Source organism: Streptomyces sp. NBC_01233 (assembly GCF_035989305.1).
Classification (GTDB): Bacteria; Actinomycetota; Actinomycetes; order Streptomycetales; family Streptomycetaceae; genus Streptomyces.
In genome coordinates this window covers 4996632-5022591 of record NZ_CP108514.1, presented here as the reverse complement: position 1 = coordinate 5022591, position 25960 = coordinate 4996632, and the positions used below count along the sequence as shown (strand labels likewise).

General features: G+C 72.1%; 29 protein-coding genes and 1 pseudogene. 13 read left to right on the top strand and 17 right to left on the bottom strand.

All coding sequences use genetic code 11. The features are described from left to right. Nucleotides 1-40 precede the first annotated feature (40 nt). The 6 genes from OG332_RS23800 (at nucleotide 41) to OG332_RS23775 (ending at nucleotide 5327) form a co-directional block, all read left to right on the top strand. A complete protein-coding gene (locus OG332_RS23800) occupies nucleotides 41-235 on the top strand; it encodes a hypothetical protein (protein ID WP_327415371.1) in 195 nt (64 codons plus the stop codon). Between the two features lie 78 nt (nucleotides 236-313). Beyond that, the gene (locus OG332_RS23795; protein WP_327415370.1) at nucleotides 314-1429 is read left to right on the top strand and encodes a radical SAM protein; all 1116 of its coding nucleotides are present in this window, start codon (nucleotides 314-316) and stop codon (nucleotides 1427-1429) included. Next, a complete protein-coding gene (tmk, locus tag OG332_RS23790; RefSeq protein ID WP_327415369.1) occupies nucleotides 1426-2040 on the top strand; it encodes a dTMP kinase in 615 nt (204 codons plus the stop codon). The genes OG332_RS23795 and tmk overlap by 4 nt, the downstream gene beginning before the upstream one ends. After that, a complete protein-coding gene (locus OG332_RS23785; RefSeq protein ID WP_327415368.1) occupies nucleotides 2037-2864 on the top strand; it encodes an endonuclease/exonuclease/phosphatase family protein in 828 nt (275 codons plus the stop codon). The genes tmk and OG332_RS23785 overlap by 4 nt, the downstream gene beginning before the upstream one ends. Before the next feature lie 30 nt (nucleotides 2865-2894). Beyond that, the gene (locus OG332_RS23780) at nucleotides 2895-3236 is read left to right on the top strand and encodes a MazG-like family protein (protein ID WP_327415367.1); all 342 of its coding nucleotides are present in this window, start codon (nucleotides 2895-2897) and stop codon (nucleotides 3234-3236) included. Nucleotides 3237-3812: 576 nt separating this feature from the next. Further along, on the top strand, nucleotides 3813-5327 hold the full coding sequence (locus OG332_RS23775) for a SulP family inorganic anion transporter (RefSeq protein WP_327415366.1): 1515 nt from the start codon (nucleotides 3813-3815) through the stop codon (nucleotides 5325-5327). Here OG332_RS23775 and OG332_RS23770 read toward each other — a convergent pair. Continuing rightward, complete coding sequence (locus OG332_RS23770; RefSeq protein WP_327415365.1) at nucleotides 5299-5541, bottom strand: hypothetical protein; 243 nt, start codon at nucleotides 5539-5541, stop codon at nucleotides 5299-5301. The genes OG332_RS23775 and OG332_RS23770 overlap by 29 nt on opposite strands. A gap of 60 nt (nucleotides 5542-5601) precedes the next feature. Between OG332_RS23770 and OG332_RS23765 the strand changes: the two genes are divergently transcribed. Next, complete coding sequence (locus OG332_RS23765; protein ID WP_327415364.1) at nucleotides 5602-5805, top strand: hypothetical protein; 204 nt, start codon at nucleotides 5602-5604, stop codon at nucleotides 5803-5805. Nucleotides 5806-6181: 376 nt separating this feature from the next. On the opposite strand, the gene OG332_RS23760 is transcribed toward OG332_RS23765, so the two are convergent. From OG332_RS23760 to OG332_RS23735, 6 genes and pseudogenes are all read right to left on the bottom strand, one after another. Then, on the bottom strand, nucleotides 6182-6457 hold the full coding sequence (locus tag OG332_RS23760) for a hypothetical protein (RefSeq protein ID WP_327415363.1): 276 nt from the start codon (nucleotides 6455-6457) through the stop codon (nucleotides 6182-6184). A gap of 147 nt (nucleotides 6458-6604) precedes the next feature. Further along, nucleotides 6605-8185: pseudogene (locus OG332_RS23755) on the bottom strand (IS1182 family transposase). Between the two features lie 62 nt (nucleotides 8186-8247). After that, on the bottom strand, nucleotides 8248-8763 hold the full coding sequence (locus OG332_RS23750) for a DUF5956 family protein (protein WP_327415362.1): 516 nt from the start codon (nucleotides 8761-8763) through the stop codon (nucleotides 8248-8250). Nucleotides 8764-8881: 118 nt separating this feature from the next. Further along, on the bottom strand, nucleotides 8882-9466 hold the full coding sequence (locus OG332_RS23745) for an HD domain-containing protein (protein WP_327415361.1): 585 nt from the start codon (nucleotides 9464-9466) through the stop codon (nucleotides 8882-8884). A 6-nt stretch (nucleotides 9467-9472) separates the two neighbouring features. After that, nucleotides 9473-10774 (bottom strand): cytosine deaminase, encoded by a 1302-nt coding sequence (gene codA, locus OG332_RS23740; RefSeq protein ID WP_327415360.1) that lies wholly within the window; start codon nucleotides 10772-10774, stop codon nucleotides 9473-9475. Between the two features lie 35 nt (nucleotides 10775-10809). Continuing rightward, nucleotides 10810-10977 (bottom strand): hypothetical protein, encoded by a 168-nt coding sequence (locus OG332_RS23735; protein WP_327415359.1) that lies wholly within the window; start codon nucleotides 10975-10977, stop codon nucleotides 10810-10812. 88 nt (nucleotides 10978-11065) lie between these two features. Here OG332_RS23735 and OG332_RS23730 point away from each other — a divergent pair, with 88 nt between their 5' ends. From OG332_RS23730 to OG332_RS23720, 3 genes are all read left to right on the top strand, one after another. Beyond that, nucleotides 11066-12871 (top strand): S9 family peptidase, encoded by a 1806-nt coding sequence (locus OG332_RS23730; protein ID WP_327415358.1) that lies wholly within the window; start codon nucleotides 11066-11068, stop codon nucleotides 12869-12871. A 34-nt stretch (nucleotides 12872-12905) separates the two neighbouring features. Further along, nucleotides 12906-13721, top strand: a complete 816-nt coding sequence (locus OG332_RS23725) for an SURF1 family protein (RefSeq protein ID WP_327415357.1) — start codon at nucleotides 12906-12908, stop codon at nucleotides 13719-13721. Between the two features lie 162 nt (nucleotides 13722-13883). Next, complete coding sequence (locus OG332_RS23720) at nucleotides 13884-14360, top strand: hypothetical protein (RefSeq protein ID WP_327415356.1); 477 nt, start codon at nucleotides 13884-13886, stop codon at nucleotides 14358-14360. An 81-nt stretch (nucleotides 14361-14441) separates the two neighbouring features. Here the strand turns inward: OG332_RS23720 and OG332_RS23715 are convergent, their stop codons facing one another. The 7 genes from OG332_RS23715 to OG332_RS23685 all read right to left on the bottom strand — a co-directional run bounded on the left by OG332_RS23715 (nucleotide 14442) and on the right by OG332_RS23685 (nucleotide 20593). Next, nucleotides 14442-15536 (bottom strand): hypothetical protein, encoded by a 1095-nt coding sequence (locus OG332_RS23715; protein WP_327415355.1) that lies wholly within the window; start codon nucleotides 15534-15536, stop codon nucleotides 14442-14444. Beyond that, entirely contained in the window at nucleotides 15533-16075 is a 543-nt protein-coding gene (locus tag OG332_RS23710) for a SigE family RNA polymerase sigma factor (RefSeq protein WP_327419354.1), read from the bottom strand. Before OG332_RS23710 ends, OG332_RS23715 begins: the two co-directional genes overlap by 4 nt. Nucleotides 16076-16498: 423 nt before the next feature. Continuing rightward, nucleotides 16499-17572, bottom strand: coding sequence for an aspartate-semialdehyde dehydrogenase (locus OG332_RS23705; RefSeq protein ID WP_327415354.1), 1074 nt, complete (start codon nucleotides 17570-17572; stop codon nucleotides 16499-16501). Then, entirely contained in the window at nucleotides 17569-18843 is a 1275-nt protein-coding gene (locus OG332_RS23700) for an aspartate kinase (RefSeq protein WP_319722162.1), read from the bottom strand. Before OG332_RS23700 ends, OG332_RS23705 begins: the two co-directional genes overlap by 4 nt. 120 nt (nucleotides 18844-18963) lie before the next feature. Beyond that, nucleotides 18964-19611 carry a DUF5063 domain-containing protein gene (locus OG332_RS23695; protein WP_327415353.1) on the bottom strand — a complete coding sequence of 216 codons (648 nt, stop codon included), beginning with the start codon at nucleotides 19609-19611 and terminating at the stop codon, nucleotides 18964-18966. Next, nucleotides 19604-20203: a recombination mediator RecR gene (gene recR / locus OG332_RS23690; protein ID WP_030709293.1), complete on the bottom strand. Its 600-nt coding sequence runs from the start codon at nucleotides 20201-20203 to the stop codon at nucleotides 19604-19606. The genes OG332_RS23695 and recR overlap by 8 nt, the downstream gene beginning before the upstream one ends. A 45-nt stretch (nucleotides 20204-20248) precedes the next feature. Further along, nucleotides 20249-20593 carry a YbaB/EbfC family nucleoid-associated protein gene (locus OG332_RS23685; RefSeq protein ID WP_327415352.1) on the bottom strand — a complete coding sequence of 115 codons (345 nt, stop codon included), beginning with the start codon at nucleotides 20591-20593 and terminating at the stop codon, nucleotides 20249-20251. A gap of 279 nt (nucleotides 20594-20872) precedes the next feature. Between OG332_RS23685 and OG332_RS23680 the strand changes: the two genes are divergently transcribed. Beyond that, nucleotides 20873-21619 (top strand): SLATT domain-containing protein, encoded by a 747-nt coding sequence (locus OG332_RS23680; protein WP_327415351.1) that lies wholly within the window; start codon nucleotides 20873-20875, stop codon nucleotides 21617-21619. A 140-nt stretch (nucleotides 21620-21759) separates the two neighbouring features. On the opposite strand, the gene OG332_RS23675 is transcribed toward OG332_RS23680, so the two are convergent. From OG332_RS23675 to OG332_RS23665, 3 genes are all read right to left on the bottom strand, one after another. Beyond that, nucleotides 21760-22410 carry a hypothetical protein gene (locus OG332_RS23675; protein WP_327415350.1) on the bottom strand — a complete coding sequence of 217 codons (651 nt, stop codon included), beginning with the start codon at nucleotides 22408-22410 and terminating at the stop codon, nucleotides 21760-21762. A 108-nt stretch (nucleotides 22411-22518) separates the two neighbouring features. Further along, nucleotides 22519-23184: a GntR family transcriptional regulator gene (locus OG332_RS23670; protein ID WP_327415349.1), complete on the bottom strand. Its 666-nt coding sequence runs from the start codon at nucleotides 23182-23184 to the stop codon at nucleotides 22519-22521. A gap of 97 nt (nucleotides 23185-23281) precedes the next feature. After that, nucleotides 23282-24637, bottom strand: coding sequence for an aspartate aminotransferase family protein (locus OG332_RS23665; RefSeq protein WP_327415348.1), 1356 nt, complete (start codon nucleotides 24635-24637; stop codon nucleotides 23282-23284). Nucleotides 24638-24849: 212 nt separating this feature from the next. Between OG332_RS23665 and OG332_RS23660 the strand changes: the two genes are divergently transcribed. Continuing rightward, entirely contained in the window at nucleotides 24850-25479 is a 630-nt protein-coding gene (locus tag OG332_RS23660) for a DJ-1/PfpI family protein (protein WP_327415347.1), read from the top strand. Next, entirely contained in the window at nucleotides 25472-25954 is a 483-nt protein-coding gene (locus OG332_RS23655; protein ID WP_327415346.1) for a MarR family winged helix-turn-helix transcriptional regulator, read from the top strand. Before OG332_RS23660 ends, OG332_RS23655 begins: the two co-directional genes overlap by 8 nt. Nucleotides 25955-25960: the final 6 nt, after the last annotated feature.

Here is a 25960-nt window from a genome sequence, read left to right as displayed (position 1 = left end):
CCGCGTTACTCGGGGCCCTCGTCCTCGGGATCAACACGAGGTGAGCGCCGAGGAACGCGCCTGGGTCATCGGCCTGTGCTGGCGCTGCGACGCCGACGGCGTCCCCGTGATGTGGCTCGGCCCGGTCCAGAGCCTGGACGTCGGGCACGGGCCTTTCCACGCGTGCGAGCCGTGCGTGCGTCGCCTGGAGGCCCTGGTGCTGGCCTACAACGGCCGCGGCGCGGTCTCCGCTTGAGACTCCCGCCCCGGTCGCGCTGCCCGTGCGCGCCCGGCCGGGGCGGGTCACCACACCCCTTCGACCGTGGAGGTCTTCGTGACCGGACGCGCCATCATCACCGGGGAGCAGGCCGCATCCTGCTACTTCCGGACGACCGTGGACGCCCCCAACCGGAAAGCCCTCGTCCAGATCTGCGAGCCCTGCAACGCCTTGTGTGACCACTGCTTCGTGGTGGCGACGAAGCGCGGGAAGTACATGGCCGTGGACGACGTCCGCGACCGCCTGGTCCCCCAGCTCGCCCAGGCCCGGGTCACGAAGGTGACGATCACGGGCGGGGAGCCGTTCATGCACCCGGACCTCCTGGAGGTCATCGCCCTGTTCCGCGCGGCCGGCATGTCGGTGGGCGTGTGCACCAACGGCACCATGTGCAGCGACGAGCAGATCGCGGCCCTGGTGGAGCTGGACGCGCACATGAACGTGTCGCTGGACGGCTTCGCCGAGGAGTCGCACAGCGTGTTCCGTAAGCTCCCCGGGTGCTTCGCGGAGACCGTCGACACGATCAAGCGGTTCGCGGCGGCCGGCATCCTCCAGGGCCTGCTGTGCACGCCGAACAACCTCGCGGAGGACGAGGAGTACCGCAAGCTCACGGAGTTCGCCCGGGACCAGGGCGCCACGTACGTCCTGATGAACCCGCTCGGCTCGATGGGCCGGGGCGCGTCGAGGAAGGCACAGGGCAAGCTGCGCACCCCGGACGACCAGATGCGGCACATCGCGGCCATGACCGCCCCGTTCGAGGCGGACGGCCTGGAGATGGTCAACATCCGGTTCCCCAACGAGGACAAGCCGCTCGCGGGCTGCGAGGCCGGGAACATCATCTACGTCTTCACGGACGGCGCGGTCGCGATCTGCCCGTACCTGGTGTTCGCGGCCAGGACGAACGTCTCCCAGCACCCGGACACCGACTTCCTTGTCGGCAACGTGTGGGAGCACGACGACATCGCGGCGAGGCTGGACGCGTACGGCAAGTTCTCGGACCGGTGGGACCTGGGCGGTAACCCCACGTGCGGTGGCTGCTCCATGTCCGCCTCGTGCGGCAAGGGGTGCCCTGCTGCCGTGGTCGCGGCCGGCGAGCGGATCGGGGCCGTGGACAGCGAGCAGTGCCCGGTGGTGCCCCGGCAGTCCCGCGTGCTGCCCGTGGTGGCCGTCTCATGACCGGCCTGTTCGTCACCATCGACGGCCCCGGCGGGGTGGGCAAGTCCACCGTGACCGCCCTCGTCGCGGAGCTGCTCCGCGCGGACGGGGTGGAGGTGTGCCAGACACGGGAGCCCAGTGACACCCCGCTGGGGAACATGGCCCGGCACGGCACGGAGGAGTTCCGCGGCCTGTCCATGGCGTGCCTGATCGCCGCCGACCGGTACGCGCACCTGGACCACGAGATCCGTCCGGCCCTGGCCCGGGGCGAGACCGTGGTGTGTGACCGGTACGTGGCCTCCTCCCTCGTGCTCCAGGTCCTCGACGGTGTGGGCCGGGACGTGGTGTGGGAGCTGAACCGGCACGCCGACATGCCGGACCTGGCCGTGTTCGTCAACGCGCGGGCGGACGTGATCGAAAAGAGGCTCACCGACCGAGGAGCCCACAGCCGCTACGAACGGGAGCCCGGCAGCACCCAGCGGGAATGCGCCGGGTTCCTGGAGGCCGCTAGGTTCCTCATGGCTGCCGGTGTGCGCGTCCTCCAGCTCGACGCGAGCGAGGTCGGCCCGGACGAGGTCGCCCGCGCTGTGGTGGCGGCCGTCAAGGACTCATGGATGAGGGGCGTTGGATGACCAGGGGTGGCACGGTGGACGTGCTGACGTTCAACCTGAACAACCCAGGGCGGGAGCGGGCGGCGCGTCAGCTCGCCTACCTGGCCGCGCGCCCGGAGCCGGTGCTCGTGCTCACGGAGACGGCGAACAGCGCGGGGTGCAGCTACCTCGAGGAGCGGTTCACGGCGGCCGGGTACTCCGTGACGTTCCCCCGGCCCGAGCAGCGCGGCGAGCGCGGCGCGATGATCGTGAGCCGCCTGGCCACCAGGCCGCTGCCGACCGGGGTGGACTACCTGCCGCACCGCGCGGTCGGCGTCACCGTGGACAGCGACGAGGGGCCGGTGGAGGTCATCGGCCTGTACGTGCCGTCCCGCGACGCGACGGAGGTGAAGACGGACCGGAAACGGGCCTTCCTCCAGCAGTGCCGGCTGAACCTCCCGGGCTCGGAGAGGGACGGGCACCGCGTCGTGCTGGGGGACTTCAACGTCCTGGAGCCGACGCACGTCCCGCGCTACCGGTTCTTCGCGCCGTTCGAGTACGAGTTTTACAACTGGTTCGAGGAGGCCGGATACGTGGACGCATTCCGGCACCTCCACCCGGACGTGCTGGACTACTCGTGGGTCGGGCGGACCGGGGACGGTTACCGGTACGACCACGCCCACGTCACCAGCGGCCTGGCCGACCACCACCTTCGCGGGTGCGCGTACGTCCATGAGCCGCGCACCATGGCGGACCGGCTGACCGATCACTCCGGGCTGGTGGTGGAGCTCGGCGTGCGGGCGACGGCGCCCCTGACGGTGACCGACCCCGTCCAGGCCGCGGAGCCCGTGGCCGCTCTGTTCTGACCCGACCCGTACGACCAGCAGGAGCGCTAGATGAGCAGTGAGCAGTGGGACCAGGTCGACCGCATCCGCCGGTGGCTGGACGAGAACGCCGGCGAGCTGAGCGAGCGGGAGCGCGTGATGATGCGCGTGCTCAAGATCGGCGAGGAGTTCGGGGAGGTCTCGGAGGCCCTGCATGGGGTGTACTCCGCGAACCCGAGGAAGGGGGCGTCCCACTCCTGGGAGGACGTGCGGAAGGAGCTGGTGGACGTGGCGGTGACGACGCTCGTCGCGCTCGCCACGCTCGACCCGGAGGGCGGGGGCAAGGAGTTCGAAGCGCGGCTCCAGTTCCTCGTGGACCGGGTCATGCCCCCGGCTGAGGGGGCCGGCGACTAGCCGCCCCGCCGGACCGGCGCGGCCACCTTCCCAAGGGGTGGCCGCGCCTTCGCGTTCCGGGTGTGGCACCCAGTTCTGGGGGCGACACCCGGGGTGTGGGCGGTAGCGTTGCACGCGCTCCGACCTGGGGATACGTCTGCGGTACCTCTGCCGATTCTGGGTGCGAACTGGGTGTGATCTTGAAGAACCGAGGGGTGTGCGAGAGGTGTCCCAGACGTACGCGAGGCGCAGCGTCACGAGGTGTCCGGGTTGAACTCGCGCCGCTGACCTGCGCGTTTGTCTGGTAAAGGTGCAGGTCATAGGGTCAGGGCTCGCGGACAGGCTTCACAGCGTCCCTAATTCGGGACGAAGAGGTCGTGGGTTCAAATCCCGCCACCCCGACTTCGTAAGACCAGGTCAGGGGCCTGATCCACTCAGTGGATCAGGCCCTTCCTGCGTCTCCGGAGACCGCTCGGGAGAACCTGGGAGACGGGCTTGGCCGGCTTCTCCGGGAGCCTCGGGCGACCTCGCCCTTCGTGTCTTCTCCGCGCGCCCGCCTGCCGGTTCGGGTGTGCCCGAGCCCGAGGTCTGTGCCCCGTGTCTGCTTCCCCCGCGCCCCTGTCCGCGCGGCTGCGCGCCCTCCTTCGTCCGACGCGGCCGGCCTGGCTCTCGCCGAAGGTGTTCCGGACCGAGGTCCTCGCCGGTCTGGTCGTCGCGCTGGCGCTGATCCCCGAGGCGATCTCGTTCTCGATCATCGCCGGAGTGGATCCGGCGATCGGGCTGTTCGCCTCGTTCACGATGGCCGTGGTCATCTCCGTGGTCGGCGGCCGACCCGCGATGATCTCCGCCGCGACGGGCGCCGTGGCTCTCGTGATCGCCCCGCTGAACCGGGAGCACGGGCTGGGCTACCTGGTCGCAGCGGTGATCCTGGCCGGCTTCTTCCAGATCCTGCTCGGCGCGCTCGGCGTGGCGAAGCTGATGCGGTTCATCCCGCGCTCGGTGATGGTCGGCTTCGTCAACTCGCTGGCCATCCTGGTCTTCATGGCCCAGGTCCCCGAGCTGCTCGGCGTTCCCTGGGCCGTCTACCCGCTGATGGCGGCCGGGCTGGCACTGATGGTGTTCTTCCCGAAGGTCACGAAGACGGTCCCGGCACCGCTCGTGTCCATCGTCATCCTCACCACGATCACCGTGGCCGCGGGCATCGCCGTCCCGACCGTCGGCGACAAGGGCGCCCTGCCGTCCGCGCTGCCGGTGCCCGGCCTGCCGGAGGTTCCGTTCACCCTGGACACGCTGACCCTCATCGCGCCGTACGCGCTGGCCATGGCACTCGTCGGGCTGATGGAGTCGCTGATGACCGCGAAGCTGGTCGACGAGATCACCGACACCCGGTCCTCCAAGACCCGGGAGTCCGTCGGCCAGGGCGTCGCGAACATCGTCACCGGATTCTTCGGCGGCATGGGCGGCTGCGCGATGATCGGCCAGACGATGATCAACGTGAAGGTGTCGGGCGCCCGGACGAGGTTGTCGACCTTCCTCGCCGGCGCCTTCCTGATGGTGCTGTGCATCGCCTTCGGGCCGGTCGTCTCCGACATCCCGATGGCCGCCCTCGTAGCCGTCATGGTCATGGTCTGCTTCGCGACCTTCGACTGGCACTCCGTCACGCCGAAGACCCTCAAGCGGATGCCCGCCGGTGAGATCACCGTCATGGTCGTCACCGTGGTCTGCGTGGTCGTCAGCCACAACCTCGCCGTGGGCGTCGTCGTGGGCTCCGTCTGCGCGATGGTCATCTTCGCCCGGCGCGTCGCGCACCTGGCGAACGTCACCTCCGTGCTCGACCCGGACGGCGGACAGGTCGTCTACTGCGTGACCGGCGAGCTGTTCTTCGCCTCCTCCAACGACCTCGTCGGGCAGTTCGACTACGTCGGCGACCCGGACAGGGTGGTCATCGACCTCTCGGCGGCCCACGTCTGGGACGCCTCCTCCGTGGCCGCGCTCGACGCCATCGAGCACCGGTACGCCCAGCGCGGCAAGAGCGTGGAGATCAGCGGCCTGAACGGCCCCAGCGCCCGCCTGCACGGAACGCTCAGCGGCGAGCTCTCCGCGGGGCAGTGACCCCGGTGCCGTCGGCGAGGAGGGAGAGGGCGGCGGTGCGGGGGAGGAACCGGGTCGCCGCGACGGGGAGGGCGTTGGCCCGGCCGGGGACGACGGTGGGGCGGCGGCGTCGGCGCAGGGCGGTGACGGCGGTGACGGTGCGGCCCTCGGCGGCCAGCGCGAGGACGAAGGCGCGGCCGATGCCCTCGGTGGCGCCGGTGATCATGGCGGTCACCTCTCCGCCTTGGGGGCCATGGCGGGCGAGTAGAGGAAGGAGAAGCGCTCCATCAAGGTCGTGGTCGAGGCGGTGCCGGACGCGCTGGCGGGCGTCGAGGCGGCCGTGGGCCCGGCCCGCAAGCGGATCGGCGAGGTACTCGCCGGATACACGCCGGACCAACTGGACCTGCTCTTCGACTACTTCTCCCACGCGGCCCCCGCGTTCCGCGAGGCGACGGAGGAGATCCGGGCGGCGACGCAGGAGCGCAAGGGCGGCCGGTAGGAGGGGAAGGCGGAGCGCGCGGACGCGGCTTCGGCGGCCGGCAGGAGGGGCGGCCGGGCGCGGGGGCTGCCGGGCGCGGGGGCGACCGCGGCGGCCGGGTTTACGACGCGGCGCGCGGCGCGACCGCGACGGCCGGCTCCGGCGGAGCGCACGGGGGGTGACCGCGGCGGCCTGCTTTCGACGCGTCGCGCGGGGCGTTGCTGCGGTCGGCGGAGCGCCCCGGCGCGACCGCGGCGGCCGGACCTCGACGCAGCGCCCCGGTGCAACCGCGACGGCCGCACTTCGACGCAGCGCGCGGGGCGGCGGCCGGAGCGGCGGCAGCGCGACCGCGGCGGCCGGATTTCGCGGGGCGGGGCGCAGGGGCGGCGGCCGGTCGTCAGAAGGGGCGGGGCTGCATGGGCTGCGGGTCGGCGGCCGGGCTCTCGAAGACGCACGCGGGCACCGGACCGGCGGTCGCGCGCACCGACACGGGCGTCGGCGGCTCCGTCGGCAGCTCGACGTGGACGGTCACGGGGTGGTCGGCGTGCGTCGTGGCATGGCCCGTCTCCTTGCCGTCGACGAGCACCTCGACGACGGTGGTGTGGCCCGTCTGGACCGTGGCACTGACCGAGTGCCCGGCGTGGTCGATGTGGAAGTGATGGCGCCGCCTCATGAGACCGCCTCCCGCCGTGCCCCCCTCACGACAAGCGTAGCCAGCAGAGCCGGACACGGCCTGGGAAGGCCCGGTACCGCGGTCTAGAACGCTCCTGAAAATCTTGTCTGAGGGGCCGTCCGGTGTTGGGCTGGGTGGCTCCTCGCGTTATGCGGTGGCCGGGGTGATCGTCCAGGTGCCGCCTGTGCGGGTGAGTCCGAGGTTGATCAGGCGGCGGAGGTTGAGGGCGGCGGCGCGGTTGTGGAGCCAGGTGTTGTTCTTGATGACGCCTCGGTAGGGGACGCGGCGGTTGCCTTTGGCGACGAGCCAGGCGATGGCACGCTCGACCGGTGGTCGCCATCGGCGGTACTCGGCCTGCCAGTGGGGGTCGGTGGCGGCCTGGTCGCGGGCGGCTTTGAGCAGGTCGTACTGGGCGTGGACGCTGAAGACACGGCCGGTCTTGGAGCGGGTGCAGCGGTCCTTGAGCGGGCAGGTGGCGCACAGTTTCTTGAACTGGGCCTGGCGTGCGCCGTTGGCCAGTGGCCGGCCGAGCCGTGCGGTGTGTCCGGCGGGGCAGGTGACGTGTCCCTGTTCGGTGTCGACGGTGAACTCATCGGCGGTGAACCCGCCGGGGACCGCCGGTTTGAGCGGTGGGGGCTTCAGGACCAGGTCGTGGCCCAGGTCCTGGAGGTGTTCGCGCAGGTCGCCGGTGCCGTAGGCGGCATCGCCCAGGGCGGTGACCGGCGCGTCCTCGTCGGCGAGGAGGTCGCGGGCGACGGCTGCCTCGTGGTTGCCGGCCCCGCTGCCGGCGGTCAGCGCGACCTCGGTGAACACTCCCGCCTCGGGCTAGAAGGCCACGTGGGCGCGGAATCCTTCCTGGTGGCGGGTCCGGTTCTTGTGGATGTGACGGGCTTCGGGGTCGACCGTGGACACGGTGCGGTCGCGGACGGTGCCCCGGGCGATGCGCCAGCGCCCGTCGCGGCCGTCGGAGTCGTCGGCGGGCTCCACGTCCTGGCCCGCGACCAGGGCCAGCAGCCCGACGGCGTTCGCCGCGGCTTCCCCGAGTTCCTGCTCGGGCAGGCGGCCCAGCAGGTTCAGTGCGTCGGTGACCAGGGCGTCGACCAGGCGGGTGCGGGCCTGCTCGTCGTTCCACGCGATCTTCGGCTTGCCGGGGTCGGTGTAGTCGTGGGCGGTGCACCAGGTCGCGGCGGTCCGCTCGGCGTGGGGGACCTCGCGGATGACCCTGCGGATCGCGGCGATGAGCTGGGTGACGGTGTCCTGGGTGGCGACCGCGTCATCCAACACGGTGGAGTCCAGGGCACGGCGCTGCTTGCCTTTGAGGACGCCGGTGGCCGCGATGACCTCTCTGACCTTGTGGAACAGCCGGTTCGGGTCACTGGAGCGCTGCAGGCGGCGGCGGAAGTAGGTCAGAAGGGACGGATCGAACGCAGTGTCGTGCAAGCCGAGCCCGCAGGCGGCCTTCCACCGCAGGTCACAGCGCAGTTCCTGAACGACCTCGAAGTCGGAGAGCCCGTGCAGGCTCTGCAGCACCACCGTCACGGCCAGGACCTGCGGCGGCAGCGACGGCCGCCCGTTCGTGGACGGGTACATGTCCGCGAACATCGACCCGGGGAACAGCACCCCGCGGTGCTCGGCCAGGAACGCGAACACACCCCCGGCCGGGATCAACTCCCGGCAGGTCTCCCACACGTCCTCGCCGACGCTCTCGCCATCCCATTCCCCCTGCATACACAGCAGTCTGGCCCCGCGTCAGCACACGCGAGGCCAGAACCCAGATTTTCAGTGATCTTCTAGGGGGTGTCGGGTGCGGAGAGTGCGGCGAGTTCGGTGCGCGCCAGGGCGAGGAGGGCCGTGGACGGGCCGGCCTCCACGGCGTGCTGCGCGGCCAGTGCGTCGAGGTGGTCCAGGACCGCGCCGACGGTGGCGAAGGGGCCGACCGGGCGGAGCAGCCAGAGGCGGCCCCGGGGGCGGGGCGGGAGCCCGAGGCCGGCGAGGGCCGCGTCGGTCTCCTGGTCGAGGTCGTGCAGGTCGGGCTCGGCGAGCGGGGCGCACTCCACGCCGGTGATGTGGCCGTGGCCGTCGAGCGAGGTGTCCACCGCCCAGTGGGTGGAACGGTCGGGGATCCAGGTACGGGCCGCCGGGGGCCACATGTACGGGAGGAACACCCAGCGCAGGTCCTCGGGCGCGGGCTCCCAGCCGAGCACCTCCAGCTCCCGGATCTCGGGCAGCCGGTCCGGCTCCAGTTCGCTGCGGCCGGTGCGGCGCAGTGCGAGCGGGTGCGGCGTTCCGTCCTCGTCCCACGACATGCGGGCACGCTATCCGACGCGGTGGCGGATGTGCGTGACCTCCGCGGTGGCGGCCGTACGGTCCGGGGTGAGGCGCAGAACGCCGCCGTCACCTCGGCCGGGGCCCTGACGCCGGCCTTCACGCCCCCAGAGGGTTGGCCGCGATGCGGGCCGCGGCGCCGCCCGCGACGTAGGCGGCCGCCGCGCAGTCGGGCTTGCGCTTCGCCTGGTCCTCGACCAGGGCGGTGAAGGCGGCGCCGAAGCCGGCCCGTGGGTGGTCGGCGAGCAGGGCGGCCGTGAAGGCCGGGTCGAACTCGGAGAGGCGCAGGCCCGAGACGTCGGCGCTCGTGCCGACCTGCAGGAGGTGGCTCTCGACGTCCTCGGCCGACGTCACGTCGTCCCGCATGTGCAGGACGATCACCTCTTCGGCGCGGGCCCGGCGGTCCGCCGGCCAGCCCAGGCCCGCCGTCAGGACCCGCGCGACGTGGCCGCCGGCCTCCTCGAAGGGGAGGGTGTGGCTGTCGAAGGGCACGGTCAGGCCCAGATCGTGGAGGAGGGCCGCCACGTAGAAGAGCTCCTCGTCGTACGCGAGGCCGTGCTGGTCCGCGTACTGCGCGCCGAAGGCGTAGGAGCGTACGGAGTGGTTCAGCAGCGCCGGGTCCGCGTACTCCGACGCGATCTGCAGGGCGGTTCGGGCCGAGTTGGTGTCGAGGGTCCACGTCATGGGGCGTCAGCGTAGGCGGCGGCTGAAGTCCACCTCGGACGGGGGCTCCCCCGGCCAGTTCAGCCGGGCCGGGGCGGGCGGGGTCTCGGCGAGGACGGAGCCGCGCGAGACGACGTACCGGGGCCGGACCTGACGGCGGATCGCCTCCTCGGGCGACGGCGCCGGGAGCAGGACGAAGGAGGCGGGGGCGCCCTCCGTGATGCCGTACTCCGCGTCCGACAGGCCCAGGACGCGCGCCGCACGGTCCGTCACCATCGAGAAGGCCACCGGGATCTCGTCCGCGCCGGTGAGCTGGGCGGCGTACAGCCCGACGAGGGCGGTCTGGAGCGGGTTGGCGGTGCCGAGCGCGTTCCAGGGGTCCATCACGTCGTCGTGGCCGAACGCCACGTTGACCCCGGCCGCCAGCATCTCCTTGACCTGGGTGAGGCCTCGCCGCTTGGGGTAGGCGTCGAAGCGGCCCTGGAGGTTGAGGTTGGCGAAGGGGTTGGCGACCAGGTTGATGCCCGAACGGGACAGCAGCCGCTGGAGTTTGAAGCTGTACGCGCCGTTGTAGGAGCCCATGGCCGTCGTGTGCGAGGCGGTGGCGCGTTCGCGCAGCCCCGAGCGCAGGGCCAGCGTGGCCAGCACCTCCACGAAACGGGACTGCTCGTCGTCGATCTCGTCACAGTGCGCGTCCACCCGCAGCCCGTGCTCCTCTGCGAGCGCGAAGGCCGTCTTCAAGGAGGCCACCCCGTCCTCACGGGTGTCCTCGAAGTGCGGGATCGCCCCGACGACGTCCGCCCCGCGGGCCACCGCCTCGCGCAGCAGCGCCTCGCCGTCCGGGAAGGAGGCGATGCCCTCCTGCGGGAAGGCCACGATCTGCAGGGTCATGACCTCCCGCACCCGGTCGCGCACTTCGAGCAGCGCGTCGAGGGCGGTGAGGTCCGGGTCGGTGATGTCGCAGTGGGTGCGCACGTGCAGCACGCCCTGGGCCGCCTGCCAGCGCAGCACCTCGGTCGCCCGCCCGATCACGTCCTCACGGGTCAGCGTCCGCTTGCGCTCGCTCCAGCAGGCGATGCCCTCCCAGAGGGTGCCGGAGGCGTTGGGACGCGGCTCCCCGGCGGTCAGCGCCGTGTCGAGGTGGATGTGCGGCTCGACGAAGGGCGGGCTGAGCAGGGCGCCGTGGGCCTCGACGAGGATGCCGGTGGCCGGTGGTTCCTTCTGGTCGTCGTGCGGGATCACGCGTGCGATCCGGCCGTCCTCCGCGACCTCGACGTCGGACAGGCCAGAGGTGTGCAGCAGCCGGGCGCCCCGGACGATCATCCGCATGGCGCCAGCCTACGGGCCTGCCCGGACCTGCGGACTCAGCCGCGCTTGGCCTGGGCCTTCTGCTGCATGCCGCGCGTCTTCGCGGCGGACGACTGCATGTCCCTGGCCGCGGCCTTCGCGCGGGCCTCGGCGGCCGTGTTCTTCGCCAGCGCGCGCTCGGAGTCCTGGTGGATGTGGTGGCCGCTGTGCGCCTTCTTGGCCATGATCGTTCCTCCTTGGGCTACGGGTTCCACTCTGCGCCCGTTCGGAGCAGTCGGCATCCCGGGGACCACTGCGGCCACAATGGGGCGCATGACCAGCGACAGCGAGATCACCCCCGAGACGCCCGAGTGGGAGAAGCGGTTCCGGGCACCGCGCGTCGGGCTGCCCGACTGGGCCGAGGACGCCCCGGACCGCTCGCTCTTCGTCTCGAACGCGACCGGAACCTTCGAGCTCTACGCCTGGGACCGCGCCACCGGCGCCCAGCGGCAGGCCACCGACCGCCCGAACGGCACCACCGACGGCGCCCTCTCCCCCGACGGCGAGTGGATCTGGTGGTTCTCCGACACGGACGGCGACGAGTTCGGCACCTGGGTGCGCCAGCACTTCGGGGGCGGCCCGGACGAGCCGGCCACCCCCGGCCTGGAGCCCTCGTACCCCGCCGGTCTGGCCATCGGCCGCGACGGCACCGCGGTCGTCGGGCGCTCCACGGACGAGGACGGCTCGACGGTCCACGTGGTCCGCCCGGACGGATCCGCGCCCACCGTGATCTACCGGCACCGGGAGTCGGCCGGCGTCGGCGACCTGTCCCACGACGGGACGCTCGTGGCCGTCGAGCACACCGAGCACGGTGACGCGATGCACTCCTCCCTGCGCGTGCTGACCCTCGACGGGTCCACCGTCGCCGAGCTGGACGACTCCTGCGGCGGCACGCAGGAGCTCGGCCTGGAGGTCCTCGGCTTCGCGCCGGTTCCGGGCGACACCCGCCTCCTCGTCGGCCACCAGCGGCGCGGCCGCTGGGAGCCGATGGTGTGGGACGTGGCCACCGGCGCCGAGGAGGAGCTCGCGATCGACCTGCCGGGCGACGTCAGCGCCGAGTGGTACCCGGACGGATCCGCGCTGCTGGTCGCTCACAGCCACGAGGCGCGCAGCGAGCTGTGGCGCTACGACCTGGCCGGGCGGGAGCTCGTACGGGTGGACACGCCGCCGGGGACGGTGTCGGGGGCCGGCGCGCGGCCCGACGGGACCGTGGAGTACCTGTGGTCCTCGGCCGCCGAGCCCTCGACCGTACGGTCCACCGCGGGCGGGGTCGTCCTGGACCCTCCCGGCTTCAAGGCCCCCGGGTCGGTGCCGGCGGAGGACGTCTGGGTGGAGGGCCCGGGCGGGCGGATCCACGCCCTCGCGCAGCGTCCCGCCGGCCACGGCGAGGGCCCCTTCCCGACGGTCTTCGAGATCCACGGCGGTCCGACCTGGCACGACAGCGACGTCTTCGCGGCGACCCCGGCGGCCTGGCTGGACCACGGCTTCGCGGTCGTGCGGGTCAACTACCGCGGCTCGACGGGCTACGGCCGCGAGTGGACGGACGCCCTCAAGCACCGGGTCGGCCTGATCGAGCTGGAGGACATCGCGGCGGTCCGGGAGTGGGCGGTGGCCTCGGGTCTCGCGGACCCGGCGCGCCTCGTGCTGTCGGGCGGGTCCTGGGGCGGGTACCTGACGCTGCTGGGCCTGGGCACGCAGCCCGACGCGTGGGCGGTGGGCCTGGCCGCCGTACCGGTCGCGGACTACGTGACGGCCTACCACGACGAGATGGAGGCGCTGAAGGCCCTGGACCGCACCCTCTTCGGAGGCACCCCGGAGGAGGTCCCGGACCGCTTCGAGGCCTCCTCGCCGCTCACCTACGTCGACGCGGTGAAGGCTCCCGTCCACATCGCGGCGGGCGTCAACGACCCGCGCTGCCCGATCCGGCAGATCGACAACTACGTGGACCGGCTCGTGGCCCGCGGCGCGGAGCACGAGGTGTACCGGTACGACGCCGGGCACGGCTCGCTGGTCGTGGAGGAGCGGATCAAGCAGGTCCGGATGGAGCTGGAGTTCGCGCTGAAGCACCTGCCCCGCTAGTCCCGCTCCGGTGCACCCCCCGTACGGTGGTGGGGTGCACCGGTTTCTCCTGACCCCGCGCTGGTGGGGGATCAACGTCTTCGTCGCGCTCGCCGTCCCCTTCTGCCTGTTCATGGGGTCCTGGCAGCTCGGCCGGTTCGAGGACCGTGTCGACAGCCACCGGGAGGCGACGGCCGAGCGGCCCGACGAGCAGGTGGCCGCACCGCTGGACTCGCTGCTTCCGGTGGACACGAAGACCTCCGGCCGACTGGCTTCCACGGCCGGGGAGTACGCCGATCAGATGCTGGTGCCGGAGCGGCGGCTCGACGGCGAGTCCGGTTTCTACGTGCTGACGCTGCTGAAGACCGACTCCGGCAAGGCCGTCCCGGTGGTCCGTGGCTGGCTGCCGGGAGCGGCGGACCCGGCGAAGGCCCCGGCCCCGCCGACCGGCCGGGTCGAGGTCACCGGCGCCCTGCAGTCCTCGGAGAACTCCGGCACGAAGGGGGTCCACTCCCGGGGCGGCCTGCCGGCCGGGCAGCTCGGGGTGATCGGGGCGGCCTCGCTGGTCAACATCGTCCCGTACGACCTGTACAACGCCTGGCTGACCGTGCAGACCCCGGCGGACGGGATGATTCCGGTGCCCGCGCAGGCGCCGACCAACACCGGGCTCGACCTGAAGGCCTTCCAGAACCTCGGCTACACCGGCGAGTGGTTCGTCTTCGTCGCCTTCGTGCTCTTCATGTGGTTCCGGCTCTACCGCCGCGAGGTGGAGACCCTGCGCGACGCGGAAGCCGGGCTGGTGCCGGAGGCGGCTCCCGCCGCCCCCGCGCCGGAACCCGAGCCCTCGGGCGGCGCGGCCTCACGCGCGTAGGGCGCGGGGCGGCCGTGTCAAGTCCCGGCTTTCCGGGCCATGACCGCGACCCCCTGCCCGGGGCCCAATGGAGTCACGGCCGCATCCGCGGCTGGCCCTCCAAGACCCGGTAAGGACCGCCTCCCCACGGCCATCACCAGGACCCGCCGCCTCGCCCCCCTCATGATCGCCACCACGCTGGCCGTCGGAGGCGTCTCGCTCGCCTCCACGTCCGCGTTCGCCGCCCCCGCCACCACCGCGAGCGTCACGACCGACGGCGACACCCCCGGTGCCAACAGGTTCGTCGGAATGCTCGGCAAAGTAGGCAAGCTCAGCAAGATCGGCTCGAACGACGCCAGGGGCGGCGACACCGAGCCGCCCGGCGGCGGCAGCGCCGAGACCCGGCAGCCCCCGCAAACCCCGCAGACGCCCAAGTGGAAGCTCCCCGTCATGACCGACGAGCCCCAGGGCAGTGGGGGTTGGATCAGCGGTGGGGTCGGCGGCAAGGGCGGTAACGGCGGCAAGGGCGGTGACGGCTTGCTCGCAGGTGGGGGAGGCGGCAACGGCGGCTACAGCGGCAGCGACGTCGGCCCCCGCCAGGACAGCGACTACGCCATCTGGACCGACCCGGGCCGCCCCTCGGGCCCCGTCGTCAACTGAACCCGCGAACCCCGGGGTATCCGGCCCCGGGGCCGCCTTCGGCACGGAACGCATCCGAACCCGCCACCCCGTCCGGGAGGGCTACGGCGCGGCGTCCACCGGGATCGCACCCGTCCGGTAGACCGTTCCGCCGCAGGCCTCGGGGAGCGTCGTCCGCGTGGTCGAGGACCCCGGCTGCGGGGTGTGCGAGACCGAGACGCCCGCCGTCACCGGGGGCGCTCCCGTCTGCGGCTCGGTGACCGCCCCGTGCGCCGGGGCGCCCGAGCCGCCCGCGGAGTCGGTCTGCGGCGGCGTCCCTCCCGCGTCCGGGTTCGTCGGCGTACAGGCCTCCCCCGACGGCACCCACGCGAAGCGGACCTCGTACGCCGTGTTCGGCGGCAGCACCAGCGCCGGAGCCTCCGCCGACGGATCGGGCAGCAGCCCGCTCGCCGGGTCCCCCGCCGTGTGGCCTACCACCGCGACCGAGGAGCCCTGGCCGGCCGGCGCACCGGCAGCCGGGGCCGCCGAGACGGCGTCCTGGCCGGTGACGGCGCAGCCCTGCGCCGAGACGTTGGTGACCCGGAAACTGCCGTACACCTTGCCGTCGGTCTCCGGGGCGCGGGCCGAGCCCACCACCCCGAGCTGGTCGGCGCCGCACCCGGGCACGCCCGGCGCGGCCACCGGGGGCATCGGGCCCGAGCCCGCCACCGAACCGGCCGTGCCGGCGGACGCGCCCGCGCTGCCGGTGCCCGAGGGGCCCGCCGTCAGACCACCCAAGGGGGAACCGCCCAGCGTGGCGTCCGGCTGCCCGGTGGCGCGGCCCACGGCCGGGGCGCCGCCGGAGGAGCGGTTGGACCTGGGCTGGTTCCCGGATCCGTTCTGGTGCGGGTCGGACCCGACCGCGCCCGGCTTGTCGCCGGTGTGCTCGCCGTGCCCGGCCATGGCCGCGTGGTCCGTGGCCGCGCCCTCGCGGCCCGCCAGGTGCATGAGGGCCGGGATCGCCGTCCCGGCGAGCAGGGCCACCGCGGCGGCCCCGAGCAGGGCCTGGCGCTTGCGGGCCCGGCGCGCGGGAACGGCGTGCCGCAGCCGCTCCAGGGCGCCCGCGGAGGGCTGAAGGCCCTCGACGGCACCGTGCAGCAGGCCCCGCAGCGCCTCTTCCTCGCTCGCTGCGCCCGGCTGAGTGTGATCGTCCATCATGACTGCGCAGCCTCCATCGCCACCCGCAGCGCGGCAATCCCCCGCGATCCGTACGCCTTGACCGAGCCGAGCGATATCCCGAGCGTCTCGGCGACCTGGGCCTCCGTCATGTCCGCGAAATAGCGCAGCACCAGCACCTCGCGCTGACGGCGCTGGAGTCCGCGCATCGCCTTGATCAGATCGTCCCGCTCCAGTTGGTCGTACGCGCCCTCTTCCGCGCTCGCCATGTCCGGCATCGGCTTCGACAGCAGCTTGAGGCCGAGGATGCGCCGGCGCAGGGCGGAGCGCGAGAGGTTCACGACGGTCTGGCGCAGGTACGCCAGGGTCTTCTCCCGGTCGCGCACCCGGTTCCGCGCCGAGTGCACGCGGATGAACGCCTCCTGGACCACGTCCTCGCAGGAGGCGGTGTCGTCGAGGAGCAGGGCGGCCAGGCCGAGCAGGGAGCGGTAGTGCGCCTGGTAGGTCGCCGTGAGGTGGTCGACGGTGGTCCCGGCCACCACTTCGACCGTCACCTCGGCCGTCGCCTCCAGCGCCACCACGGCCGTCGTTTCCGACGCCACCTCGGCCGGCTCGCTCCGGTTGCTCCCCGCCGCCTCAGCGCTGTCGCGCGGCGGGGGCACGAGACCGCCCGGGATCGGTACGGCAGTCAGTACGGGCGCCTCGGAGGGCCCCGCCGGCGGGACGGGCACGATCACGGGTGGACCGCCGCCGGACGCACGGAAACCCCGGCGCGCCGGGATGATCCCGAGGTGCGCCGGGAGGAGGGTCGATTCGAGCAGTGCCTCTGCCACGCCTGTAGGACACGCGTCCCCCCGTCAGGGTTGTACGCGCGAGGCGGCCTCACCAGCCATATCCCCATTGCCCTCATGCGTACCCGCTCTTCCCGATTTGCCCCGTCTTATCGAGACGGCAGTCGGGCCATCACCTTGATCAAGGGATCAGCACCGATCCTACAAAGCGAATTACGCAAATTCACCTGCGATCAGTTCCGCGATCAGCGTGGCATTCAGAGCGGCGCCCCTGCGGAGGTTGTCGGCGCACACGAAGAACTCCAGGGCGCGGGGGTCGTCGAGCGAGGCCCGCACCCGCCCCACCCAGGCCGGATCCGTCCCGGCGGCGTCCGCGGGGGTGGGGAACTCCCCCGCCGCGGGATCGTCCACGAGCACCACGCCGGGCGCGGCGTCCAGGATCTCCCGGGCGTACGGGGCCTCCACCTCATTCTCGAACCGGGCCCGCACGGTCAGCGAATGCCCGGTGAGCACCGGCACCTGGACGCAGGTCACCGACACCGGGAGCCGCTCCAGCTGCAGGATCCGGCGCGTCTCCGCCCGTACCGCCAGCTCGTGCGAGGACCAGCCGTCCTCGCGCAGCTCTCCGGACCAGGGCACGACGTTGAGCGCGAGGGGACCGGCGAAGGGACCGGTGTCCTCGCCCACGGCACGGCGGACGTCCCCGGTCTGCTCCCCGAGGGAGGTCCCGGCGACCAGCGACAGCTGGCGGCGCAGCGCCTCGGAGCCGGGGCGGCCCGCGGCGCTCGCGGCCTGGTACGAGGAGACCACCAGCTCGGTGAGGGCGTACTCGGCGTGCAGCGCGCCCAGGGCCGCGATCATGGCGGCGGTCACGCAGTCCGGGCCTGCGACGATCCCGCGCGGGCGGATCCGTACGGCGTGCCCGTTGACCTCGGGGACCACGAGCGGGACCTCGGGGTCCGCCCGGAAGGCGGCGGACTGGTCGACGACGACCGCGCCGCGCGCGGTGACGACGGGCGCCCACCGGGCCGAGACCTCGGCCGGGGTCAGGAAGAGTGCGACGTCGCCCGGACCGAAGCCGTCGAAGGCGTCCTCGGTGAGGGCGAGCACCTCAATCTCCTCCGCGCGGACGGCCAGCGTGCGGCCGGCCGAGCGCGCGGAGGCGATCAGGCGGATGTCGCCCCAGACGTCCGCCCGCTGGGACAGGATCTGGAGCAGGACGGAACCGACTGCTCCGGTCGCCCCGACCACGGCGAGTGCCGGGGCGGAGGACCGGGTCGCGGTCATCGTCCGGTGCCTCCGTAGACGACTGCTTCGTCGCTGTCGGAGTCGAGGCCGAAGGCCGTGTGCACGGCGCGGACGGCCTCGTTGACGTCGTCCTGGCGGGTGACGACCGAGATGCGGATCTCGGAGGTGGAGATCAGCTCGATGTTGACGCCCGCGTCGGACAGCGCCTGGAAGAAGGAGGCGGTGACGCCCGGGTTCGTCTTCATGCCGGCGCCGACCAGGGAGATCTTGCCGATCTGGTCGTCGTAGCGCAGGGAGTCGAAGCCGATCGCGCCCTTCGCCTTCTCCAGGGCGTCGATGGCCTTGTGGCCCTCGGTCTTGGGGAGCGTGAAGGAGATGTCGGTGAGGCCCGTCGAGGCCGCCGAGACGTTCTGCACGATCATGTCGATGTTGATCTCGGCGTCCGCGATGGCGCGGAAGATCGCCGCGGCCTCACCCGGCTTGTCCGGGACGCCGACGACCGTGATCTTGGCTTCGGAGACGTCGTGAGCGACTCCGGAGATGATGGCGTGCTCCACCTGCTCGTCCCCTTGCGGATTCTCGTTGCTGACCCAGGTGCCCGGCAGTCCCGAGAAGGACGACCGGACGTGGATCGGGATGTTGTATCGGCGTGCGTACTCGACACAGCGGTGCAGCAGCACCTTGGAACCGGAAGCGGCGAGCTCCAGCATGTCCTCGGAGGAGATCCAGTCGATCTTCTTCGCCTTCTTCACGACACGGGGGTCCGCGGTGAAGACGCCGTCGACGTCGGTGTAGATCTCGCAGACCTCGGCGTCCAGCGCCGCCGCGAGCGCGACGGCCGTGGTGTCCGAGCCGCCCCGGCCGAGGGTGGTGATGTCCTTGGAGTCCGCGGACACGCCCTGGAAGCCGGCGACGATCGCGATGTTGCCCTCGTCCAGCGCGGTGCGGATACGGCCCGGCGTGACATCGATGATGCGCGCTTTGTTGTGGACCGAGTCGGTGATCACACCTGCCTGGCTGCCGGTGAACGACTGGGCCTCGTGGCCCAGGTTTTTGATCGCCATGGCCAGCAGGGCCATGGAGATCCGCTCTCCGGCGGTCAGCAGCATGTCGAACTCACGCCCGGCAGGCATCGGCGACACCTGCTCGGCGAGATCGATCAGCTCGTCCGTCGTGTCGCCCATCGCGGAAACCACGACGACCACCTGGTGGCCGTTCTTCTTGGCATCCACGATCCGCTTGGCGACACGCTTGATGCCCTCGGCATCGGCTACGGAGGAGCCTCCGTACTTCTGCACGACAAGGCCCACGTGCGCTCCTCGCTCAGTCCGTCTCATTGCTGGTGCAGTCTAACGAGCGACCGGGATCCGACCGCTTCGTACCACATCATGAGACGAAAAGATCAAAGAATGGGTTCCCGCGCCGGGCGCTCACTTACGGCCGAGGCCGCCGAGCTCCTCCGCCATCACCCGTCCCGCCTGCTCCGCGAGGTCGTCCTCGGTCATGTCCTCGTCCGTGTCCAGGCCGTCGAGGGCCTCCAGCGGCTGGTTCAGCCGGACGTGCGAGATCAGCGACTGGAGGGCGCGCAGGGTGGCCGAGGCCGTCGGGCCCCAGTTGGTGAAGTACGAGAACTGCCACCACCACAGGGCCTCCGTGATGCGGCCCGACTGGTGGTGGATGAGCCCGTGCCGCAGGTCGGCGACCACGTCGGCCAGATCGTCGGAGATCCGGTGGGCCACCGGGGCCTTGCGCGGCTCGTACGGGTCGAAGACCTCGGAGTAGACGTCGACCGGCTCCAGCATGACCGCGAACCGCTCGCGCAGGTCGTCCACGTCCGGCTCCGGGCCGAGATCGGGCTCGTAGCGCTCGTCCGGCAGCACGTCCTGGTACGCGCCCAGCCGGCCGCCCGCCAGCAACAGCTGGGACACCTCCAGGAGGAGGAAGGGCACCGCGCTGTCCGGGTCCTCACCCTTGGCGACCTCGGTGACCGCAACGATGAACGACTCGATCTGGTCCGCGATCGAGGCGGCGAAGTCGTCCGGATCCTGGCCGAGAGCGTGCAGCATTGCGTCAGACATCGAGAAGTCGCCTTCCTTCAAAGGCCCGCCCGAGCGTGACCTCGTCCGCGTACTCCAGATCTCCCCCGACGGGGAGCCCGCTGGCCAGGCGGGTGACCTTGAGGCCCATGGGCTTGATCATGCGGGCGAGGTAGGTGGCGGTCGCCTCGCCCTCCAGGTTCGGGTCGGTGGCGAGGATCAGCTCGGTCACCTCGCCGTCCGCCAGGCGCGCCAGCAGCTCGCGGATGCGCAGGTCGTCCGGACCGACGCCCTCGATCGGGCTGATCGCTCCGCCGAGGACGTGGTACTTGCCCCGGAACTCGCGCGTCCGCTCGATCGCGACGACGTCCTTCGGCTCTTCCACGACACAGATGACCGTGAGGTCGCGGCGCGGATCGCGGCAGATGTTGCACCGCTCCTCCTGCGCCACGTTCCCGCATACCGCGCAGAACCGGACCTTGTCCTTGACCTCCAGCAGTGCGTGCGCGAGGCGGCGGACGTCGGTGGGCTCGGCCTGCAGGATGTGGAAGGCGATCCGCTGCGCGCTCTTGGGCCCGACGCCGGGCAGCCTGCCCAGTTCGTCGATCAGGTCCTGAACCACGCCTTCGTACAACGGACTGCCTTCTCTCTCTGTGTGTATCTGTGGGGTACTGCGGGACTAGAACGGAAGGCCGGGGATGCCGTTGCCGCCGCCCAGCCCCTGGGCCAGGGGGCCCAGCTTCTGCTGCTGGAGCGCCTGGGCATTCTCGTTGGCCGCTTGGACCGCCGCGACCACCAGGTCGGCCAGCGTCTCCGTGTCCTCGGGATCCACGGCCTTCGGGTCGATCACCAGTGCCCGCAGCTCGCCGGAACCGGTGACGGTCGCCTTCACCAGGCCCCCGCCGGCCTGGCCCTCGACCTCGGCCTGCGCGAGCTGCTCCTGGGCAGCCGCGAGATCCTGCTGCATCTTCTGTGCCTGCTGGAGCAGCTGCTGCATGTTGGGCTGGCCACCACCGGGAATCACAGGGCACTCACTCCGTTCGTCGGGACCATCGGGCCGTCGGGACCTCGCAACGCTTGGTCAATCTGAGCCTACGTGCTCCCCGCGCGCTGCGCCCTACGCCGTGAGGACCAACTCTTTCGAGTGAGAGACGGGGCGTACGCGTACCTGATGGAGACCTCCTTGCGGGCGGAAATCCCGGGATTCGGCGCCCACCGCCCGTCAATCGAAGGTAGGAAGAGCATGCGCATCATTGCGCACACGCGCACCACCACACGTCAGCGCAGGCAGAGGGAGTGCCGGGTGAGCCAGCCGGAGATGCAGCCCGAGGGGCCACCCCGGGATCCCCGGGAGGAAGGCGGCGGACCGATGGCGGCGGGCGATCTGACCGGCCGGCCGTTCCCCCTCGGGGACTGGGGCGAACCCGCGGAGCGGCTCGACGAGCTCTACCGGCGGGTCGAGGCCGATGCGCTGCGCACCGCCGAGTGGTACCTCTCGGACCGGGCGTGGAAGCGCCGGGGCGCGCGGGTGCTGCGCGTCGGCGCGGCCGTGGGCGCCGTCACCGGCGCCGCGATGCCTCTGCTGGAGCTGACGGGCTCGGCGCCGGGCGCCTCGACGTACGGGTACCTGGCGCTGCTGCTGGGCGCGGCCGCGCTGGCCTGCGACCGGTTCTTCGGACTGACGTCCGGCTGGATGCGGGACGTGGCCACGGCGCAGGCGGTGCAGCGCCGGCTCCAGACCCTCCAGTTCGACTGGGCGTCGGAGAACGTGCGCGAGGTGCTCGGGCCCACCGAGGGCACGGCCAGCGAGGCCGCCGAGCGCTGTTTGACCGTGCTGCGGCGGTTCTCGGAGGACGTGACGGAGCTGGTCCGCTCCGAGACGGCGGAGTGGATGGTCGAGTTCAGCTCCGGCCCCGCTCCCCTGGTGATGCAGTCCCTGGGCGCCTCCGGGGCCCGCGCGGACGCGAACATCCCCCCGGCCCGCTTCCCCCTCCCGCCGGGCACCCGCCCGAACATGCCCCGCCAACGCCCCCCGGAACAACCCCGCTGAGGACCGCACCATCCAGCCCCGCCGGCGTTTGAGGCGGGGGGTTCGGGGCGGAGCCGCGAGAAACGGAGAAAGGGCGGGGCGGGGACCGGCTCCGCGCAGCGGCACCCGCACCCACCCCACCCGCCCGACCCGGCCCGGCGTCAGCTGAAGATGATCATCGAGCCCTGCCCCAGACTGCGGGTCGCCGCCGCGTGCAACCCGAGCCACACGTGCCGCTCACGCGCAAAGGGACTGTCGTCGTACGGAATCGGCCCCGCCGGCTCCTCCAGCGAGGTCGGCCGCCCTGGCGGAGCCGGCGCGGCGGGCGGGTTCCCCGGGTTTATCCCGATCGCGGGAGCCACGAACGCCAGCTCCCGCAGCAACCCCTGCGCGGACCCCAGCGGACCACCCCCGGCCAGCAGCTCCTCGTTCGCCAGCGGAGCCGCGAAGTCCACCGGCACGTACGCCCCCGCGTGGTCGTAGTGCCACACAAGGTGCGACTGCTGCGCCGTGGGCTCGAACATCTCCAGCAGCTGCTCGTAGTCCCCGCCCAGTTCGTCCACCGGGGTCACCGGCAGCCCGCAGAGCTGGAGCAGGTACGCCCGCCTGAGGAAATGCAGGGCGTCGTAGTCGAAGCCGGCGACCGGGGCGACGTCCCCGCTCAGGCCCGGCATGTAGGCGAACACGGGCACGGACGGCAGCCCGGCCTCGCCCAGCGCCTTGTCGTACGAGGCGATCTCTTCCGCGAAGGGGTTGTCGGGGCTGTGGCACAGCACGTCGACAAGGGGGACCAGCCACAGGTCACAGGCCACACGGCCTCCGATCAGTCGTTGCCGCCGATCCGGTCAGCGTAGTGCGCCGAACACCCTCCGCGAAGGGGTGCGCAGAACCTGTGAGCACGTGCGGGCTCCTCCGCGCACTCAGATCCGGGCGGCCCAGTCCAGCGCGTGCTGGTTGTAGCCCTGCACGATGCGGCGCACGGCGTCGGCGTCCGCCAGCGTCACCGCGTCCACCAGATCGCCGTGCCCGTCCCACAGCGCCTCCCGCAGCTGCGGCTCGCGCTGGAGGTGGGGGACGGCGAAGACCCAGCACTGCACGCGGATGCGGTGCAGGAACTCGGAGATGTAGGTGTTGGCGACCAGCTCGCTGAGCTCCCTCCAGAAGCGCAGGTCGTAGCCGATCAGCACTTCGAGCGAGCCGCTCTGCGCGGCCCGCCGCGCTTCCTCGCCCCGGCGGCGCACCGACACCAGCATCTCGCCGGAGCCGGGCGCGGTACCGCGCTCGGCGAGCCGGCGGAAGATGCCGTCCACGACCAGCGAGCGGGCCTCGATCATTCCCCTGAAGTCGTCCACGGTGAGGATCCGGACCCGGAAGCCCCGGTGCTGGACCAGTTCGAGCAGCCCCTGGGCCGAGAGGTCCACGAGCGCCTCGCGCACCGGGGTCGCGGAGACCTCGTACTGCTCGGCTATCTGCTTGACGGTGAACTCGGTTCCCGGAGGCAGGCGTCCCGCGAGCACCTCGTCACGCAGCGCGTCCGCGATCTGCTGGCGAAGTGTGTTGCGGGTGACAGCTCCGCTGCCTGGCATAGGGGTCCGTCTCCTGTCGTAGGACTCCGGACACCATAGGCCAGACAGCGCGGCCGAAACCGAACGGTTGATGGTCGGTATGCGGATTTACAACCCGTTATACGGTGTGGCGGTCGGCGACCGTCAGCGCCTCGTCCAGCAGGGCCAGCCCCTCCTTCGCCTCCGCCTCCGTGATGGTGCACGGGGGGACGACGTGGGTGCGGTTCATGTTGACGAACGGCCACAGGCCGGACGCCTTGCAGGCCGCCGCGAATTCGGCCATCGGCGCGTTGTCCGCACCTGCCGCGTTGTACGGGACGAGCGGCTCACGGGTCTCCTTGTCCCGTACGAGTTCCAGGGCCCAGAAGGCGCCCAGGCCGCGGACCTCGCCGACCGAGGGGTGCCGCTCGGCGATCTCGGCGAGCGCCGGTCCGATCACGTTCTCGCCGAGGTGGGCGGCGTGCTCGACGATGCCCTCCTCCTCCATGACGTTGATCGTCGCGACGGCCGCGGCGCAGGCCAGGGGGTGGCCGGAGTACGTCAGTCCGCCCGGGTAGGGGCGCGTGGCGAAGGTCTCGGCGATGGCGGCCGAGATGGCCACTCCGCCGAGCGGCACGTACCCGCTGTTCACGCCCTTGGCGAAGGTGATCAGGTCGGGGGTGACGTCCCAGTGCTCGGCCGCGAACCACTTGCCGGTGCGGCCGAAGCCCGCCATCACCTCGTCCAGGATGAAGACGATGCCGTGGCGGTCGCAGAGCTCGCGCACGCCCGCGAGGTAGCCGGGCGGCGGGGTCATGATCCCGGCGGTGCCGGGCACGCTCTCCAGGATGATCGCCGCGATGGTCTGCGGACCCTCGAAGGCGATGGTGTCGGCGAGGTGGGCGAGGGCGCGGGCGCACTCCTCGGCCTCGGTGGTGGCGTGGAAGGCGGAGCGGTAGAGGTACGGGCCCCAGAAGTGCACGACGCCGGCGGCGGCGGTGTCGGAGGGCCAGCGGCGCGGGTCGCCGGTCAGGTTGATCGCGGCGGCGGTGGCCCCGTGGTACGAGCGGTAGGTGGACAGCACCTTCTGCCGGCCCGTGTGCAGACGGGCCATGCGGACGGCGTTCTCGACGGCCTCGGCGCCGCCGTTGGTGAAGAAGATCTTGTCCAGGTCGCCGGGGGTCCGCTCGGCGATGAGGCGTGCGGCCTCGGAGCGGACGTCGACGGCGAAACCGGGGGCGAGGGTGCAGAGCCGGCCGGCCTGTTCCTGGATCGCGGCGACGACCTTGGGGTGCTGGTGGCCGATGTTGGTGTTGACCAGCTGGGAGGAGAAGTCGAGGAAGCGCTTGCCGTCGTAGTCCCAGAAGTGCGACCCCTCGGCTCCGGCGACGGCGAGCGGGTCGATCAGGGCCTGGGCGGACCAGGAATGGAAGACGTGCTTCCGGTCTGCGTCCTTCACGGCGGCAAGGGTGGGCGAGGTGACATGAGGGGTCATGGCGTCACGCTAGAAGTGCGCAGGTGGGGAGGGATATCGGCGGACTGTATGCGGGTGGGGGGCCGGTCTCGGCAGTCTGTCGGCCCGCCCGCTCGCGCGGGCATGCCGGCGAAACAATTGACAGCATTCTGTCGACATGACAGTCTCTTGTCATAAGGGCCCGTCGGACGAGCCCGACAGAGCAGCCGGATTCGACGCTGGAGGCGACCACCATGAGCGAGACCCCGCGCAAGCCCGTCCACCTCGCGGTCTACGACACGTACGCGGACTGGGAGACCGGACACACCACCGCGCACCTCACCCAGCGCGGCCACGTCGTCCAGACGGTCGGCCTCGCCGCCGACCAGCCGGTCACCACCATGGGCGGCGTCCGCATCCTGCCCGACCAGGCCCTGGCCGACCTGCGGCCGGAGGACTCCTCGCTGCTGATCCTCACCGGCGCCTCGCTGTGGGACACGAGCGAGGAGCTGGCGCCGTTCGCGGCGAAGGCGAAGGAGTTCCTGGCGGCCGGGGTGCCGGTCGCGGCCATCTGCGGAGCCACCGCGGGCCTCGCCCGCGCCGGCTTGCTGGACGGCCGGGCCCACACCAGCGGAGCCTCCTTCTACCTGGCCCCGCAGCCGGGCTACGGGGGCGCCGAGAACTACGTCGAGGCCGACGCGGTGACCGACGGCGACCTGATCACGGCGGGGCCGACGGAACCGGTGGCCTTCGCCCGCGAGGTCTTCGCCCGCCTCGACGCCTACAAGCCGGACGTCCTCGACGCGTGGTACCGGCTCTTCCACGACTCGGACGCGAGCGCGTTCCCGGTCCTGATGGCGGCGGCGGAGGCCGGCGATGCCTGAGTCGCAGCCGCCCGGCTCCACCCGGGCCCGCCAGGACCTGCTGAGCCGCACGGCGCTCGGGGTGTTCCGGCTGAACGGCCAGTTCCTCTCCGTCTCGGAGGAGCTGGCCCGCCCGGCCGGGCTGACGGCCGCCTGGTGGCAGGTACTGGGGGCGGTGCTGCGGGAGCCGCAGTCCGTCGCGGGCATCGCCCGGACCATGGGGATCACCCGGCAGAGCGTGCAGCGCATCGCGGACCTGCTGGTCGCCAAGGGCCTGGCCGAATACGCCCCGAACCCCGCGCACCGCCGGGCGAAGCTGCTCCGCCCGACGCAGGAGGGACACGCGGCGGTGGCCCGCATCGGCCCGGGCCACGCCTCCCTGGCCACCCGCCTCGCCGCAGAACTGGGCGACACCGCCTTCGCGGAAACGGTCCACGTCCTGGAACGCCTGACCCGGGCCCTGGACACCCTGTCCGCATCCCCGGACAGCAACTAGTGCTGC